At 62.9% G+C, this 15,318-nt stretch carries 14 protein-coding genes; 7 read left to right on the top strand and 7 right to left on the bottom strand.

Annotated features, from left to right (window positions below; translation table 11 throughout):
- Positions 1-111: 111 nt before the first annotated feature.
- Together tesB and TRP66_RS10850 are read left to right on the top strand one after the other, a co-directional pair.
- Positions 112-981, top strand: a complete 870-nt coding sequence (gene tesB, locus TRP66_RS10855; protein WP_333401655.1) for an acyl-CoA thioesterase II — start codon at positions 112-114, stop codon at positions 979-981.
- The gene (locus TRP66_RS10850; protein ID WP_333401654.1) at positions 978-1,568 is read left to right on the top strand and encodes an HAD family hydrolase; all 591 of its coding nucleotides are present in this window, start codon (positions 978-980) and stop codon (positions 1,566-1,568) included. The genes tesB and TRP66_RS10850 overlap by 4 nt, the downstream gene beginning before the upstream one ends.
- A gap of 94 nt (positions 1,569-1,662) precedes the next feature.
- Here TRP66_RS10850 and TRP66_RS10845 read toward each other — a convergent pair whose 3' ends face one another.
- The 6 genes from TRP66_RS10845 to TRP66_RS10820 form a co-directional block, all read right to left on the bottom strand.
- Positions 1,663-2,652, bottom strand: coding sequence for an alpha/beta hydrolase (locus TRP66_RS10845; RefSeq protein WP_333401653.1), 990 nt, complete (start codon positions 2,650-2,652; stop codon positions 1,663-1,665).
- A 4-nt stretch (positions 2,653-2,656) separates the two neighbouring features.
- Positions 2,657-3,541, bottom strand: a complete 885-nt coding sequence (gene ypfJ, locus TRP66_RS10840) for a KPN_02809 family neutral zinc metallopeptidase (RefSeq protein ID WP_333401652.1) — start codon at positions 3,539-3,541, stop codon at positions 2,657-2,659.
- A gap of 91 nt (positions 3,542-3,632) precedes the next feature.
- The gene (locus TRP66_RS10835) at positions 3,633-4,574 is read right to left on the bottom strand and encodes a LysR family transcriptional regulator (protein WP_333401651.1); all 942 of its coding nucleotides are present in this window, start codon (positions 4,572-4,574) and stop codon (positions 3,633-3,635) included.
- Positions 4,575-4,641: 67 nt separating this feature from the next.
- Positions 4,642-6,171: a tripartite tricarboxylate transporter permease gene (locus TRP66_RS10830; RefSeq protein ID WP_333401650.1), complete on the bottom strand. Its 1,530-nt coding sequence runs from the start codon at positions 6,169-6,171 to the stop codon at positions 4,642-4,644.
- A complete protein-coding gene (locus TRP66_RS10825) occupies positions 6,168-6,698 on the bottom strand; it encodes a tripartite tricarboxylate transporter TctB family protein (protein WP_333401649.1) in 531 nt (176 codons plus the stop codon). The genes TRP66_RS10830 and TRP66_RS10825 overlap by 4 nt, the downstream gene beginning before the upstream one ends.
- Positions 6,699-6,775: 77 nt before the next feature.
- The gene (locus tag TRP66_RS10820) at positions 6,776-7,789 is read right to left on the bottom strand and encodes a Bug family tripartite tricarboxylate transporter substrate binding protein (protein ID WP_333401648.1); all 1,014 of its coding nucleotides are present in this window, start codon (positions 7,787-7,789) and stop codon (positions 6,776-6,778) included.
- Positions 7,790-8,093: 304 nt separating this feature from the next.
- Here TRP66_RS10820 and TRP66_RS10815 point away from each other — a divergent pair, with 304 nt between their 5' ends.
- From TRP66_RS10815 to araD1, 5 genes are all read left to right on the top strand, one after another.
- The gene (locus TRP66_RS10815) at positions 8,094-9,446 is read left to right on the top strand and encodes an MFS transporter (protein WP_333401647.1); all 1,353 of its coding nucleotides are present in this window, start codon (positions 8,094-8,096) and stop codon (positions 9,444-9,446) included.
- Complete coding sequence (locus TRP66_RS10810) at positions 9,439-10,395, top strand: amidohydrolase family protein (protein ID WP_333401646.1); 957 nt, start codon at positions 9,439-9,441, stop codon at positions 10,393-10,395. Before TRP66_RS10815 ends, TRP66_RS10810 begins: the two co-directional genes overlap by 8 nt.
- A complete protein-coding gene (locus TRP66_RS10805; protein ID WP_333401645.1) occupies positions 10,392-11,390 on the top strand; it encodes a 4-hydroxythreonine-4-phosphate dehydrogenase PdxA in 999 nt (332 codons plus the stop codon). Before TRP66_RS10810 ends, TRP66_RS10805 begins: the two co-directional genes overlap by 4 nt.
- A gap of 264 nt (positions 11,391-11,654) precedes the next feature.
- Complete coding sequence (locus TRP66_RS10800) at positions 11,655-12,830, top strand: L-rhamnonate dehydratase (RefSeq protein ID WP_333401644.1); 1,176 nt, start codon at positions 11,655-11,657, stop codon at positions 12,828-12,830.
- Positions 12,831-12,893: 63 nt separating this feature from the next.
- On the top strand, positions 12,894-13,889 hold the full coding sequence (araD1, locus tag TRP66_RS10795; RefSeq protein WP_333401643.1) for an AraD1 family protein: 996 nt from the start codon (positions 12,894-12,896) through the stop codon (positions 13,887-13,889).
- An 18-nt stretch (positions 13,890-13,907) separates the two neighbouring features.
- Here the strand turns inward: araD1 and TRP66_RS10790 are convergent, their stop codons facing one another.
- Positions 13,908-15,191: an MFS transporter gene (locus TRP66_RS10790; RefSeq protein WP_333401642.1), complete on the bottom strand. Its 1,284-nt coding sequence runs from the start codon at positions 15,189-15,191 to the stop codon at positions 13,908-13,910.
- Positions 15,192-15,318 lie beyond the last annotated feature (127 nt).

Genomic DNA, 15,318 nt, shown 5'->3' with positions numbered 1-15,318 from the left:
CCGCTGACTTCTGTATCATCTCCATCTGCCCAAGCGGGGCCGAGCCGGACCCCGCGCCCAACCTGATCGAGCACCACCGACCTGCTGGCTGGTCGGTACGAGGAACCCCGAATGAGCCGAGTATTGGATGACCTGGTCGAATTGCTGACCCTGGAGTCTATCGAAGAGAACATGTTTCGTGGCCGGAGCCAGGACCTGGGTTTCCGCCAGTTGTTCGGCGGCCAGGTTCTGGGCCAGTCACTGTCGGCCGCCAGCCAGACGGTCGAACAGGACCGGCATGTGCATTCCATGCACGGTTATTTTCTGCGTCCGGGCGATGCCGGACTGCCGGTGGTCTACCTGGTCGACCGGGTTCGCGATGGCGGCAGCTTCAGCACCCGGCGCGTCACGGCGGTGCAGAAGGGCAAACCGATCTTCACCTGCAGCGCGTCGTTTCAGTACGACGAAGAGGGCTTCGAGCATCAGCGCTCGATGCCGGACATCGTCGGGCCTGAAGACCTGCCGACCGAGCTGGAGTTGCTGACTCAGCGCGCGCACCTGATTCCCGAGGCGATGCGCGACAAGTTCCTGTGCCCCAAGCCGATCCAGTTCCGCCCGGTCACTGCTGAAGACCCTTTCAATCCCAAGCCCGGTGACCCGGTCAAATACATCTGGTTTCGCGCCGACGGCACGCTGCCTGACCTGCCCGCGCTGCACAAATACATGCTCGCCTATGCGTCGGATTTCAACCTGCTGACCACCTCGCTGCTGCCCCACGCCAAGACGGTCTGGCAGCGGGACATGCAGGTCGCCAGCCTCGACCATTCGCTGTGGTTCCACAACGATCTGCGTGCCGATGACTGGCTGCTGTACGCGATGGACAGTCCGTGGGCTGGCAATTCCAGGGGTTTTTCCCGTGGCAGCGTCTTCAACCGCGCCGGGCAACTGGTGGCTTCGGTCAGCCAGGAAGGGCTGATTCGCCACCGCAAGGATTGGGCATGAGCCTCGACCGGATTCGCCACTGGGTCTTCGACATGGATGGCACCCTGACCATCCCTGTGCATGATTTCCCGGCGATCAAGCGCGCGCTCGATATTCCCCAGGAGGCGGACATCCTCGGGCACCTGGCCGCGCTGCCTGCCGAAGAGTCCATCGCCAAGCACGCGTGGCTGCTGGAGCATGAGCGTGAACTGGCCCTGGGGTCGAAAGCGGCCGATGGCGCCGTGGAACTGGTTCGAGAACTGGCGGCACGGGGTTACCGGCTGGGTGTGCTGACCCGCAATGCCCGGGAGCTGGCGCATATCACCCTTGAAGCCATTGGCCTCGCGGGCTGTTTCGCGGTGCAGGATGTGCTGGGTCGTGACGAAGCCACCCCCAAGCCACATCCCGCCGGCTTGCTGAAACTGGCCCGCGCCTGGGAAGTAGAACCGTCGCAGATGGTGATGGTCGGCGACTTCCGCCACGACCTGGATTGCGGCCGCGCGGCCGGTGCGAAAACCGTGCTGGTCAACCTGCCGGACAATCCTTGGCCGGAGCTGACCGACTGGCATGCGGTGGATTGCCACGCATTGCGCGGGATGATCGGCTAGAGATTTGCTTTGGCTGCATCGCCAGCATCGCCAGCAAGCTGGCTCCTACACAATATCTGTAGGAGCCAGCTTGCTGGCGATGACGTTCAATCCATCACAACGGCTGAAACAGCGCCGCCTGCCCCTCGGGCGAAGTAAAGATGCCGTCGCCGCTATGCCCGACCTTGGGCACGATGATCAGACGCTGATTCAGCCCGTCCGGATGGCGTTTCTGCAGATACTGGAAATAATTCTGCCCCCGTTGCAGGCGCGACTCGCCCTGTGCTTCGGCCGCGCAGGATTTGTCCAGCGCCGGATGGTTGCGGTCTGTATCCAGTTCGCCCACCAGATAAGTGACATCGCGCTTCACATACGCCTTTTCAATCTCCGCAACGGTTTCCTTGCCTGAATAGAACGGCATGTTCTTCAGCCCGTATTTCCAGCCATCGAAACCGGGACAGCTGTGCGCGGAGACCGGCAGCGGGCGCTGTGCGTCGAAATACGCATAGGACGACGGGTTGGCGACCACATAGCGCAACTTCACGCCTTCGCGGTGCAAGAGGGCATCCTCCTTGCCGCCGATCATCGCGTAGCGCTGCACGACCTGCGCGCCGCCGGAATGCCCGGCGATGACGATTTCCTTCAGGTTGGGAAACAGCTTGCTATCGCTCAGACGCTTGAGGATATGGTCCAGCACCAGAAAGGAGCTGACCGGTTTGGGGCCGACCGCCGCGGCACCTTCCATCCAGTCATCGTGGTGCCAGCGCAGGATGGAATCGGAGAGGTGATGGGCGACGATATCCTGCTCGTTCAAAAACTGCGGAGCGATCAGCAGCGTCTTGCTACGCTCCTTGGACTGGTTGGCGGCCCGTTCGATGCTGCGCAGATACGTCTGTGCGTTGCGCAGGCGTCCATGGAGCATGATGACCACGCGTTCGATGCGGGGTTTGGGATGAACCCATTCCTGACTCAGCCCCAGCGTCGCCTGGCTGCCGTTGATGGCCAGGCGATCGGGGCTGATGGAAATAACCGCTTGATCCTCGGCATGAGCCGCGGGGCTCAGCAGGGCAGCGCTCAACAACAAGGCTACAAGCGGTTTGATCATGTATTCAGAGACTCCTGGCGGCGAACGTGTCGCATGAACTTATCTGGCCCTTTTCAAAGCCGGTCTTGAACCAGCGCACCCGCTGCGCGGAGGTGCCGTGGGTGAAGGAATCCGGCACCACCCGGCCACGGCTCTGCTCTTGCAAGCGATCATCACCGATGGCGTTGGCGGCGTTCAGCGCCTCCTCGATGTCACCCGGCTCCAGCCAGTTCAAACGGTTTTGCGCGTTGTAGGCCCAGACGCCTGCCAGGCAATCGGCCTGCAACTCCTGGCGGACCAGCAGACCGTTGTTGCCTTCCATGCGCTGGCCGGACTGACGCGCGGCTTGTACTTTGGCGGAAATGCCCATCAATGTCTGCACGTGGTGACCAATTTCATGTGCGATGACGTACGCCTGGGCGAAATCCCCTGCGGCGGAGAAGCGCTGGGACATTTCCCGGAAGAAGTCGAAATCCAGATACACCTGCTGGTCGGCGGGGCAATAGAAAGGTCCGGTGGCCGAGGTCGCGAAGCCGCAGGCCGAATTCACCTGGCCACTGAACAGCACCAGCTTCGGGTCCTTGTACTCACGACCGTTCTGGGCAAACACCGCGCGCCAGGTATCTTCGGTATCGCCCAGGACGCTGCGTACGAAGTCGGCCTGCGGGTCGTTGGCCGGCGGCGCCTGACGGGTCTGCGGGCTGACCTGAGCCGAATCCTGGCTCATCTGGCCGGTCAGTTGTCCGAGGATCTGCATCGGGTCCTGGCCGGTCAACAGCCCCAGAGCGACGATAATGACCACGCCTCCCAGGCTCAGGCCCTTGCCGCCGATGCGCATGCCGCCACCGCCGCTGCTTTCGCCGCGGGCATCGACCACGTTGTCACTGCGACGGCCTTTCTTCCAGAGCATGTCGGATCCCTCTCTTGAATCGTGCAAAAAGTGTAGCTGTAGAGAGGCATGCCCCGGCATTAGTTCGCTTGAAGAGGTCGTCGATGGCGTGTCAACGCGCCGCTTCGTGTTCGGCCTTCACGGAATTGATGAACGCCTGCATGGCCGAGGACTGGATACGATGACGCCGGGTAATCAGGCCGTAGGGCGGCAGCCGCGCTTCGAAGGCGATGGGCAGCACTGCGAGCAGCTCGCGCCCGGGATAATCTTCCACCACCGACAAGGGCGTGACGCCCAGCATGTCGGTCTGCTGAACCAGCGACAGCAGGGTCATGATCGAGGTGGTTTCGACGATGCTGCTCGGAATGTCGACCCGCGCGTTATGGAACACCTGATTGATGATCGAGCGCATGGGGCTGGGGTGTTGTTGCAGTACCCAGGTCATGTTCTGCAGTTCCGCCCAGTTCAGGCTGTCGGCCTGCGCCAGGGGATGCTGCGCGCCGGCGATCACGCAGAGGGCTTCTTCGCCCAGACTGTCGAAAATCAGTTCTTCGGCGCGGGCACCGCTGGGAATGCGGCCCAGCACGATGTCCAGTTGATCCTGAAGCAGGGCCTGGACCAGTACGTCGCTGGTGTCGACCTGAATGCTCATCGACAGGCGCGGATGACTGTTCTTGAGATGAGCGATGGTGCGGGTCAGCAGGCCCGAGGCCAGCGCCGGGATTGCACCGACAGCGACTCGCCCCAGATTGCCCGACTCCAGCGCCACCAGCTCCTCGCGCATGCCGCTCAGTTCGGCGAAGACCATGCGGGCGTAGTAGATCACGGTCTCGCCAAAGGGCGTCGGGCGCATGCCGCGCGGCAGCCGCTCGAACAGCTCGACCCCCAGCAGGTCCTCGGCCTCGTGGAGCATTTTGGTCGCCGCCGGCTGGGTCATGCCGATGTGATCGGCGGCACGCCGCAGCGACCCCAGTTCCTGTAGCGCCAGCATCAACCGCAATTGCCGCAGACGCAGCCGGCTGTGGATAACGTTGGCGACGGGAATTCGGGTCATCATGCGGCCTCCTTGGACAGATGCGGCGAGCCTGACAAGAAATGTCAGGCGTTGCCAGCATTGTCGATCAGGACACCGGGTCGGGCTTGTCGCAGGTGCGGCTCCGGGCGTTGAACAACGAGCGGATCGCGCCGGAGATCATGGGCCAGAACAGCATCAGCAGTGCCGCCGTGGTGAGGCTGCCGACCAGCGGGTTGGACCAGAAGATCACCACGGAACCATCCGAAAACAGCATCGACTGGCGGAAGGCGTCTTCGGCCTTGTCGCCCAGTACAGCGGCCAGCACCAGCGGGGCAATCGGATAGCCGAGCTTTTTGAACAGATAACCCAGCGCGCCGAAACCCAGCATCAGCACGATGTCGAACAGCGAGTTATGCACCGAGTAGGCGCCGATGGCGCAGACCATGATGATGATCGGCGCGATGATCGAGAACGGGATGCGCAGGATCGAAGCGAACAGCGGCACCGTTGCCAGCACCACGAGCAGACTCACCACGTTGCCCAGATACATGCTGGCGATCAGGCCCCAGACGAAGTCGTGCTGTTCGACGAACAGCGTCGGGCCGGGGTGCAGGCCCCAGATCATCAGGCCGCCCAGCATCACGGCGGCTGTCGCCGAACCGGGAATGCCCAGGGTCAGCATCGGCAGCAGGGCGCTGGTGCCTGCCGCGTGGTCGGCGGTTTCAGGGGCAATGACGCCTTCTACTTCGCCTTTGCCGAACTTGTCACGGTTGCGCGAGAAACGCCGCGCCAGGCTGTAGCTCATGAAGGATGCGGCAGTCGGCCCGCCGGGCGTGATGCCCATCCAGCAGCCGACCAGTGTGCTGCGCAGAATGGTCAGCCAGTAGCGGGGCAGTCTGGCCCAGGTGCGCAGCACCGTCATTGGCGAAATGCGTGCGTGCTCGCCGCGAAACACCAGGCCTTCCTCGACCGTGCAGAGGATCTCACCGATGCCGAACAAGCCAATAACCGCGACCTCGAAACTGATGCCGGTCATCAGGATCGGCTGGTCGAAGGTCAGGCGCAGGTTGCCCGATACCGTATCCATGCCGACCGCGGCCATGGCGAAACCGATGAGCATGGCGGCCAGTGTCTTGAGCGGCGGATTCTTGCTCATGCCGATGAAAGTGCAGAACGCCAGCAGGTATACCGCGAAGAACTCCGGCGAGCTGAACGACATGGCGAACTCGGCGATGCGGGTCGACAGAAAGGTCAGCAGCAGGACGCCGGCGAGCGCGCCGATCAGCGCCGAGCTGAAAGCGGCGGTCAAGGCTTCGGCGGCACGGCCCTCGCGGGCCATGGGGTAGCCGTCGAAGGTCGTCGCCACGGAAGAAGGCTCGCCCGGGATGTTGAACAGGATCGAGGTGATCGACCCGCCGAACAGCGCCCCCCAGTACATGCACGACAACAGGATAATTGCCGAGACCGGCGACATGGTGAACGTCAGCGGCAATAGCAGCGCCACGCCGTTCGGCGCGCCCAGACCGGGCAAGACGCCGACCAGAATGCCCAGCAGCACGCCAACCACCATGAGGCCGATATGGCCGGGCGTCATGATCAGGTTCATGCCCTGCATCAAGGAATCGAATTCGCTCATTGCAGTGACCTCCCGGCCATCGCCAGCCAGTCACCTACGGGACCGGCGTCCAGCGGCACCTTGAACCACAACGCGAAGATCAGATAACTGGCGAGCACCGCACCGCCCGACACGCCGCAGATCACCAGCTTGCCGTAGGGCCTGGCGCGCAACCGGTCGCGCCACATGAACCAGCCGATGAACGCCGCCGATGCCAGATAGATGCCAGTGAAGGGCATTGCCGCGACGAACAGGGCGATGGGGATGAACACCGACAGCACCTGAACGAACGCCTGCCTGCTGACGAAAGCGACGCTCAAGGCCTGCCAGCGGATGATCGTCAGCACAATATTGCCCAGGCTGGCGCAGGCCAGCAGCAAGCCGATGTAGAAGGGGAAATAACCCGGTTCCGGGCCGGCATCGCCCCAGCCGATGCCCTGTTCCAGACTGCCGTACATGACCACGGCGCCGATCAGGAACGTGAAGAGCGCAAGGCCGAGTTCCATCCAGCGGGTGCCGACCAGGGACGAGGATGAAGAATGAGACATGGATCACCTCCTGCATGAAGCTGCCGCCTCCGGACGCGACGCTTTGGGTCGTGGCCAGAGCGCGACAGCGGGGTGGATCACTTTTGCAGCCAGCCGGCTTCCTGGAACACAGGCGTTACCCGCGCGGTGTCCTGTTCGATGTAGGCGGTCAACTGCTCGCCCTGCAGAAAGGTCGGTACCAGTGCATTCTGCGCCACGTAGGCCTTGAACTCCGGCGCCTCGGTCACCTTGCGCATCAGCTCGACGTAGAACGCACGTTGCTCGGCGCTGACATCGCCGGGCATGAATACCGTGCGCGGGAAGCGGTATTCGTCCACGCCCAGACCCTGCTCGTGGCAGGTCGGAACGTCGGCCCAGGCCTGATCGCCGGCGACCTTGTCGGTGTAGCGCATGCGCTCCTTGCTGAACACGCACAGCGGACGCACCTGATTGCCGCGCCACTGGCTGATGCTCTCGCTAGGATTGTTGACGTTGGCGGCGATGTGTTTGCCGGCCAGCTGGGTCGCCGCTTCGCTGCCGCTTTTGAAGGGGATGTACACCAGCTTGCTGCCGGTGGTCTTGTTCAGCAGCAGTGTGAGCGTCTGGTCGACGTCCTTGGACTGGCTGCCGCCCATGCGCAATTTCGAGCCGTCGGCCTTCACTGTGTCGTAAAGCCCCTTGGCGTCTGCCCAGGGCGCGTCCTTGTAGGTCCAGAGAATGAAGTCGTCCTGCGCCAGCGCGGCAACAGGCGTCAGCTCCTGCCATTTGTAGCCCAGCTTCGACACCAGCGGCAGCAGGTAGATGTTGTTGGTGCCGATCACGAGCTTGTCGGCGTCACCCTTCGACATTTTCATGTCCAGAAACGCCTCGGCACCGTTGCCGCCGCCCTTGTTGAGCACGATGGTGTTTACATCGAGCAGCTTGTGCGTGGTGATGATCGACTGGATGAGCCGACCCAGCTGGTCGGTGCCACCACCCGGTCCTCCCGCGACCACAATCTCGACGTTCTTTTCCGGCTGCCAGGCATGGGCCACAAGGGGAAGGGCGCTGGCGCAGAGGAGGGTACAGCCGAGCAGCAGACGTGAAGCGCCTCGAAAGGATGCTTTTCGCATGGTGAATCCTCTTTTTCTTGTATTTGTTATGAAGACTGCGGTCCGTCGGGATTGCCGGGACGAACCCTGGAAGCGAGTGTGCGAAGCGGAACCGCCCGCGTCTACTCAAAACAATACATACACCGATAACCCATGGTTATAGCTCAGGATCGCAGGCATGCTCGGGCTGCCATAGCCGATCCCGCGCGCACCTATAGCCTGGTGTTATCGGTGTATTTCCAGGTTTGATTAGACGGTTATCGATACGGCTCCGATAGTGAGCCCGGCAAGACATACCAACAAGAACAACAAAGAGGTAAGCCCCATGGCTCGTCACAGCGCCGACGCGCACTTGTCCGCGGCAAGTGCGGACGCCCGTGCATTCGATTCCGCGACCAGCACGGCCACCACCCGCGCCAGCTCGGTTCGCTGGCGGATTTTCGCGATCATCTTTCTGCTGACCATGGTCAACCTGATCGACCGCGTATCGCTGTCCATCGCCATGCCGACGATCGCCAGGGAGTTTTCCTTGTCGCCAAGCATGCAGGGTTTGATTCTCAGCAGTTTTTTCTGGGCCTACGCGCTGTTGCAGGTGCCTGGCGGCTGGCTGATCGATCGCTTCGGCCCGCGCCGGGTCATCACCTGGTCGACCGTGTTGTGGGGCACGTTTCAGGTTTTGGCGGGGCTTGCCACGGGCGGCGCATCGATGCTGTTCGCCCGCGTTGCGCTGGGCGCCGCCGAGGCGCCGTTGTTTCCGTCCGGCGGCAAGCTGATTTCCCTGTGGCTGGCGCCCAGCGAGCGCAGTCGCGGCGCGGTGATGATGGACAGCGGCAGCCCGCTCGGCGTGGCATTGGGCGGGCTGATCATCGCTTACCTGATCGCGGTTCTGGATTCCTGGCGCCTGGCCTTCGTGATCGCCGGGATCGTGACCCTGGCACTGGCCTGGATCGCCTGGCGCTACCTGCGCGACGATCCGTCCACTCATCCGCAAGTCAATGCCCAGGAACTGGCCCGGATCAACGCCGGCCGGGAAACGCCTGCCGCCGAAGCCTCGCGGGCGCCGGTCAAGGGCTTGGGTATCGCCGGACGCTCGTTGGCCGGGTTGCTGATCGGCCGTTCCAGCTGGGCGATGGTGTATTTCGGTCTGTTGACCTGGGGGCCGAGCTATCTCGCCCAGGCGCGGGGCTTCGATATCAAGGGAATCGGCGCGGCGACGTTCGCGATCTTTATCTGCGGTGCGCTCGGTTCGCTGGCCGGCGGCTTTCTGTGCGACGGCTTGATCCGCAGAGGCGTGCGGCGAGGCCTTGCGGTCAAGGGGCTGCTGACGTTTTCCGGCCTGGTGGCCCTGACCGCGCTGTTGCTGCTGCCGACCCTGAGCAATCCGTTCGGCGCGGTGGGCCTGCTGGCGATGACCGCATTCTTTCTGATGTGGGGCAGCCTGTACTGGAGCTTCCCGGCATTGCTCGCCGCGCCGGCACGGGTCGGCCTGATCGGCGGGGTCATGAACCTGGCAGGCAGCGTCGGCGGCATTTTCGTGCCGATCCTGGTCGGCGTGATCCTGCAATTCTCCGGCGGCTTCGGCGCGGTGCTGGCGTTCTTCGCGGTATGCGCCGCGCTGTTCGTCATGGCCACACTGTTCATCAGCCTGGATGGCAAGCGCGAGGTGAGCGATGTCTGAACTCTGGAATGGCCCCATCGTGGATGCCCACCATCATTTCTGGGACCCGCACAGCAACTACCACCCTTGGCTGGCGCCGGAGGCGAACATTCCGTTTCGCTACGGCGATTACTCGGCCATCAAACGTCGTTACTTGCCGCCGGAGTATTTCGCCGATGCCGGCCGGCATCAGGTGGTGCAGACCGTCTATGTCGAAACCGAATGGGACCCGGCCGATCCGGTTGGCGAAACCCGCTTCGTCGAACAACTGGCGGCGCGCTATGGCGTACCCAATGCCATCGTCGCCCAAGCCTGGCTGGACCACCCCGACGCCGAAGCGGTGCTGGCCGAGCAGGCGGCTTTTCCTTCGGTGCGCAGCGTGCGGCACAAGCCCGGCGGCCCTGACGCTCCGGACCGGGTGGGCGAACAGCGCAGCCTGATGAGTGACGACCGCTGGCGCCGCGGCTATACCGCGCTGCTGTCGCTGGGTCTTCATTTCGACCTGCAAACGCCTTGGTGGAACCTTGACGAAGCCGGCCGGCTGGCCCGCGACTTCCCTGACACCACTTTGATTCTCAATCATGCGGGGCTGCCGTCCGACCGCAGCGAGAAAGGCCTGGCCGGTTGGCACGCGGCCATGGCGCGCTTCGCCGAGCAGCCCAACGCGGTCGTGAAAATCTCCGGCCTGGGTCAGCCCGGCAAGGCGTGGCGAGCCGAGGACAACGCTTGGATCGTGCGCGAGATCATCGCCATGTTCGGCACCGAGCGAGCCATGTTCGCCAGCAACTTTCCCGTCGACAGCCTGTGCGGCACTTTCGACGACATCTACAGCGGCTTCAAACGCATCGTCCGGGATCTGCCGAGCGCGGATCAGGAGCGCCTGTTCTACAACAACGCACGCCGTATCTACCGCTGCCACTCTCCAGCCACCGAACAGACGTGGCCTGAACACATGAGGAATCGAGCATGAGCAAGACCCGAATCGCAATGGTGCTGGGCGACCCGGCCGGTATCGGCCCCGAACTGATCGCTCGTCTGCTGGGCGACCCGCAAGTGCGCAGTCAGGCGAACGTGATCCTGATTGCCGACGAGGGTGAGATGCGGCGTGGCATGGACATCGCCGGCCTGGAATTTCCTTATCGTCCAGTGAGTTCGCTCGACGAGCTGGCGTTCAGCGATGACGTCCCGCTGTTCTACGACTATCGCGGTGAGACCAGCGGCGACTTCGCGCGCAGTCAGGCGAGTGCACAGGGCGGGCGTTACTGCCTGGACACGCTCAAGCTGGCTGTGGAATCCACCGCGTCGGGCAGGACCGACGCCGTGCTGTTCGGCCCGCTGAACAAGACGTCGCTGCACATGGCCGGCATGGCCCATAACGACGAACTGCACTGGTTCGCCGAGCTGCTGGGCTTCGACGGGCCGTTCTGCGAATTCAACGTCATGGACAATCTGTGGACCTCGCGGGTGACCTCTCACGTCGCCTTGTCGGAAGTGCCGGCCATGATCACCCACGACCGGGTCGTGCAGGCCATCGAGCTGATCGATACCGCGCTCAAGCGCAACGGCCTGCAGCGTCCACGCATCGGCGTTTGCGGCCTGAACCCGCACAACGGCGATAACGGCTCGTTCGGCCGGGAGGAACTGGACATCATCGGCCCGGCAGTCAAGACCGCGCAGGCGCGAGGAATCGCCGCCGAAGGGCCGTATCCGGGCGATACGATTTTTCTCAAAGTGCAGGGCGATGCCAGCGCATTCGATGCGGTCGTCACCATGTACCACGACCAGGGCCAGATCGCGATCAAGCTGATGGGCTTCTCCCGTGGCGTGACCGTCCAGGGCGGGCTTCCGATCCCGATCACCACCCCGGCCCACGGCACCGCATTCGATATCGCCGGGCAGGGCAAGGCCAACGTCGGCGCCATTCGCCAGGCGTTCGGGATTGCCTGTCGTATGGGCCGAGGTTAAGCCTCATCGCCAGCAAGCTGGCTCCCACGACTCCATACGTAGGAGCCAGCTTGCTGGCGATCCGTCTTGCTGGCGATAACCCGGATTCCAGCTATTGCGCAAAACCGATCACCTGCGGCTATCACTGGATACGCATAAGTGATTAGCGGCCCGCCAACCCCGCTGGCTAAATTCGAGTCATCGAAGCGCAGGTGATCACCGGCATCGACCCACAACTACAAGAAGCCGTCCTGCTCCCGCAGGCAGTGCCAAGGAACTGTCCCTATGAAAATCAAAGCGATTCGTACCCGAGTATTCGAGTGGAAAGGCAAGGTCGTCCCGCCTCAGGCTCACTTCTGCACCAACGCCAGCGATATCCTGTTCGAACGTGGCGATGCCATGGGTTCGTTCCGGTTTCACGGCTGGCTGGTGGTCGAAGTGGAAACCGATTCAGGGATCGTCGGCATCGGCAACTGCGCGCTGGCGCCGCGTGTCGCCAAGGAGATCATCGACACCTACCTGGCTCCCATCGCCATCGGTGAAGACCCTTTCGACAACGAATACATCTGGCAGAAGATGTATCGCCAGAGCCACGCCTGGGGGCGCAAAGGCATTGGCATGGCGGCCATTTCGGCCATCGATATCGCGGTCTGGGACATCATGGGCAAGGCGGTGAACAAGCCGGTGTTCAAACTGCTCGGCGGGCGGACCAAGGAGAAGATCTGGACTTACGCCTCCAAACTCTATGCCAACGACAATCTGGACCTGTTCCTCGAAGAAGCCCAGGGCTATCTGAACCAGGGCTTCACGGCGCTGAAAATGCGCTTCGGCTATGGACCGAAAGACGGTCCGGCGGGCATGCGCCGCAATATCGAACAAGTGCGCGCACTGCGCGAGCTGGCCGGTCCGGACGTCGACATCATGCTCGAATGCTACATGGGCTGGACCCTCGAATACGCCCGGCGCATGCTGCCCAGGCTCGCTGAATTCGAACCACGCTGGCTGGAGGAGCCGGTGATCGCCGACGACATCGAAGGTTACGTCGAGCTGAAAAAGATGGGCATCATGCCGATCTCCGGCGGCGAGCACGAGTTCACCTCCTACGGCTTCAAGGACCTGCTCGAACGCCGCGCGGTCGACGTCATTCAGTACGATACCAACCGCGTCGGCGGCATTACCGCCGCCCGCAAGATCAACGCCATGGCCGAAGCCTGGTCGGTGCCGGTCATTCCCCATGCCGGACAAATGCACAACTATCACCTGACCATGTCCACCACGGCCTCGCCGATGGCCGAGTTCTTCCCGGTCTTCGACGTCGAGGTCGGCAACGAGCTGTTCTACTATGTGTTCAAGGGCGAGCCGCAGCCGGTCAACGGTTATATCCAGCTGGAGGATGACAAGCCGGGGCTTGGCCTTGAGATCTCCGACGACTACCTGAGCGAGTTCAACATCATCGAATGAGGGTCGCGACCCATGCGCCGCAGCTCTTGCGGCGGCGCTTCCCGGAATGATCGGAGATAGACAATGCGCTTGATTCAGTTTGAAAACGATGCGGGACAGCGCCAGGTCGGCGTCGTTAACGGCGATCGTATCGATGTCGTACAGAACGTTGTGACCACCCGCGAGCTGGCGCTGGCGGCCACCGCTGCCGGACGCAGCCTTGAGCAGGAAGTGCATGACCGTGGCGTCGTGTTGGGTCCTGACTACCGGCATTTGCTGGACAATCGTCGGGTGCTGCCGCCACTGGACCATGAAGATCCGGCCCATTGTCTGATCAGCGGCACGGGCCTGACCCACCTCGGCAGTGCGTCAGCGCGTGACAAGATGCATCAGCAGGAGCATCAGGCCGAAGCGGCCATGACCGACACCATGCGCATCTTCAAGTGGGGGCTCGAAGGCGGCAAGCCCGCGTCCGGGCAGGTCGGCGCCCAGCCGGAATGGTTCTACAAAGGCGATGGCCGCTGCGTGGTACGTCCCGGCGCAGACTTTCCCGTGCCGTCCTTCGCCGAAGATGCCGGGGAGGAACCGGAACTGACCGGGCTTTATATCATCGGCCACGACGGGCAGCCTTGGCGACTGGGCTACGCGCTGGGCAACGAGTTCTCGGACCACGTCATGGAGCGGCGCAACTACCTGTATCTCGCCCACTCTAAGCTGCGTTTCTGCGCATATGGCCCTGAACTACGGGTCGGCGCGTTGCCTCGGCATCTGTCCGGCACCAGCCGCGTGCTGCGCGACGGTCAGGTTCTCTGGGAAAAGGAATTTTTGAGCGGCGAGGACAACATGTGCCACAGCCTGGAGAATCTGGAATATCACCACTTCAAGTACACCCAGTTTCTGAATCCGGGTGACGTGCACATTCACTACTTCGGCACCGCGACCCTGTCGTTTGCCGATGGCGTCACGACAAGGCCGGGCGACCGGTTCCAGATCAGCCTCGACGAGTTCGGCGCGCCGCTGGAAAACGGAATCGGGGAGGGCGCGCGCCCGCTGGCGGCCGGGCAGGTTCGCGCGCTTTAAAGGGGCCGTGTCGAACGATCAGTCCGGACGCTTTTCCGGGCTGGCCGTCTCGGCAGGCGCCGCGTCGGCAAAACGGTCCACCCGGCGCAAAGTTTTGAACCCCGTCATCCAGGCCCCGACCACGCCCAGCGTACAGACGCCGCCCAGAATCGCCGCGTTGATCGGCCCCATCAGCGAAGCGGTGGTGCCGGCACGGAATTCGCCCAGTTCGTTGGAAGAACCGATGAACAGCATGTTCACCGCGTTGACCCGCCCACGCATATTGTCCGGGGTCGAGAACTGCACCAGCGCCGAACGTATGTAGACGCTGACCATATCCGCCGCGCCCGCGATCAACAGCGCCAGACACGACAGCCAGAACAGCGTGGACAGCGCGAACACCAGGTTGGCGACGCCAAACACGCCGACCGCTATGAACATGGTCATGCCGACGTTGCGATCCAGCGGGCGCATGCTCAGATACACACCGACTGCCAATTCGCCAAGACTCATCGATGCGCGTAACGCGCCCAGGCCTTGCGGGCCGAGGTGCAGCACTTCATGAGCGTAGATCGGCAACAGGGCGACCACGCCACCCAGCAGGACCGCGAACAGATCCAGAGAAATCGTGCCGAGGATGATCGGCCGCGAGCGAATGAAGGCGATGCCAGCGGTGAAGCGCGTCCAGGCGCCGTCGCTCAGGTCGACCGGTTTGCCAGCAAACGGCGTCGGCACCCGGCCCAGCAGCAGGATGCCGCTGACGAACGCGGCGACGCAGGTCGAATAGGTCAGCTCCGCGCCTCCCAGCGCATAGAGACCGCCGCCGATCAACGGGCCGGCCACCGTGGAGCAGCGCATGATCACGCTGTTGGTGGCGATGGCCGAGGCGAGCTTTTCACGGGGGACGATTTGCGGCAGCAGGCTTTGTAGCGCCGGGCCGGTGAAGGCGCGGGCGCCGCCGTACAGCACCAGCGCGGCGTAGATCAGACGCACGTCCTGCAGATCCAGCGCCGAGAACGCCAGCAGAATCAGGCCGCACAACGCCTGCACACTCCAGCTCAGGCGCAGGATCAGCTTGCGGTCATAACGGTCGATGAGATCGCCGGCTGGCATCAACAGCAGCAACATGGGGATGAACTGGGCCAGACCGACGTAGGCGAGCGCCATCGGCTCGCGGGTCATGTCGTAGACCTGCCAGGCGACCACGACTGCCTGGATCTGCATGGCGAACACCGCCAACAAGCGCGCCAGAATGAAGCTCAGAAAACCCGGCTGGCTGGACAGTTTGAAAGAGGACGACGAAGCGGAAGATTCAGAGCTCAAGAGAACATCCCATCGAAGCGGCGGCAATATCGAGTAACGCTTTATACCCCCAAACCATCGATAGCGACCTAATCATTTAGTTCAACCCCTGCGCGTCAGGCGGTTCATGTGGGAGGGAGCGAAGCTC

The organism is Pseudomonas sp. JDS28PS106 (assembly GCF_036706555.1).
Lineage (GTDB): Bacteria > Pseudomonadota > Gammaproteobacteria > Pseudomonadales > Pseudomonadaceae > Aquipseudomonas.
The sequence above is the reverse complement of the archived record's forward strand: the minus strand, read 5'-3'. Positions and strand labels throughout refer to the sequence as shown.

Excerpts from the sequence above, each read along its gene's own strand:
- TRP66_RS10835 (WP_333401651.1), bottom strand. The coding sequence starts at position 4,574 with ATGACCCGAATTCCCGTCGCCAACGTTATCCACAGCCGGCTGCGTCTG.
- araD1 (WP_333401643.1), top strand. The coding sequence starts at position 12,894 with ATGCGCTTGATTCAGTTTGAAAACGATGCGGGACAGCGCCAGGTCGGC.
- TRP66_RS10830 (WP_333401650.1), bottom strand. The coding sequence starts at position 6,171 with ATGAGCGAATTCGATTCCTTGATGCAGGGCATGAACCTGATCATGACG.
- TRP66_RS10800 (WP_333401644.1), top strand. The coding sequence starts at position 11,655 with ATGAAAATCAAAGCGATTCGTACCCGAGTATTCGAGTGGAAAGGCAAG.
- TRP66_RS10805 (WP_333401645.1), top strand. The coding sequence starts at position 10,392 with ATGAGCAAGACCCGAATCGCAATGGTGCTGGGCGACCCGGCCGGTATC.
- TRP66_RS10845 (WP_333401653.1), bottom strand. The coding sequence starts at position 2,652 with ATGATCAAACCGCTTGTAGCCTTGTTGTTGAGCGCTGCCCTGCTGAGC.
- TRP66_RS10850 (WP_333401654.1), top strand. The coding sequence starts at position 978 with ATGAGCCTCGACCGGATTCGCCACTGGGTCTTCGACATGGATGGCACC.
- ypfJ (WP_333401652.1), bottom strand. The coding sequence starts at position 3,541 with ATGCTCTGGAAGAAAGGCCGTCGCAGTGACAACGTGGTCGATGCCCGC.
- TRP66_RS10810 (WP_333401646.1), top strand. The coding sequence starts at position 9,439 with ATGTCTGAACTCTGGAATGGCCCCATCGTGGATGCCCACCATCATTTC.
- tesB (WP_333401655.1), top strand. The coding sequence starts at position 112 with ATGAGCCGAGTATTGGATGACCTGGTCGAATTGCTGACCCTGGAGTCT.
- TRP66_RS10820 (WP_333401648.1), bottom strand. The coding sequence starts at position 7,789 with ATGCGAAAAGCATCCTTTCGAGGCGCTTCACGTCTGCTGCTCGGCTGT.
- TRP66_RS10815 (WP_333401647.1), top strand. The coding sequence starts at position 8,094 with ATGGCTCGTCACAGCGCCGACGCGCACTTGTCCGCGGCAAGTGCGGAC.
- TRP66_RS10825 (WP_333401649.1), bottom strand. The coding sequence starts at position 6,698 with ATGTCTCATTCTTCATCCTCGTCCCTGGTCGGCACCCGCTGGATGGAA.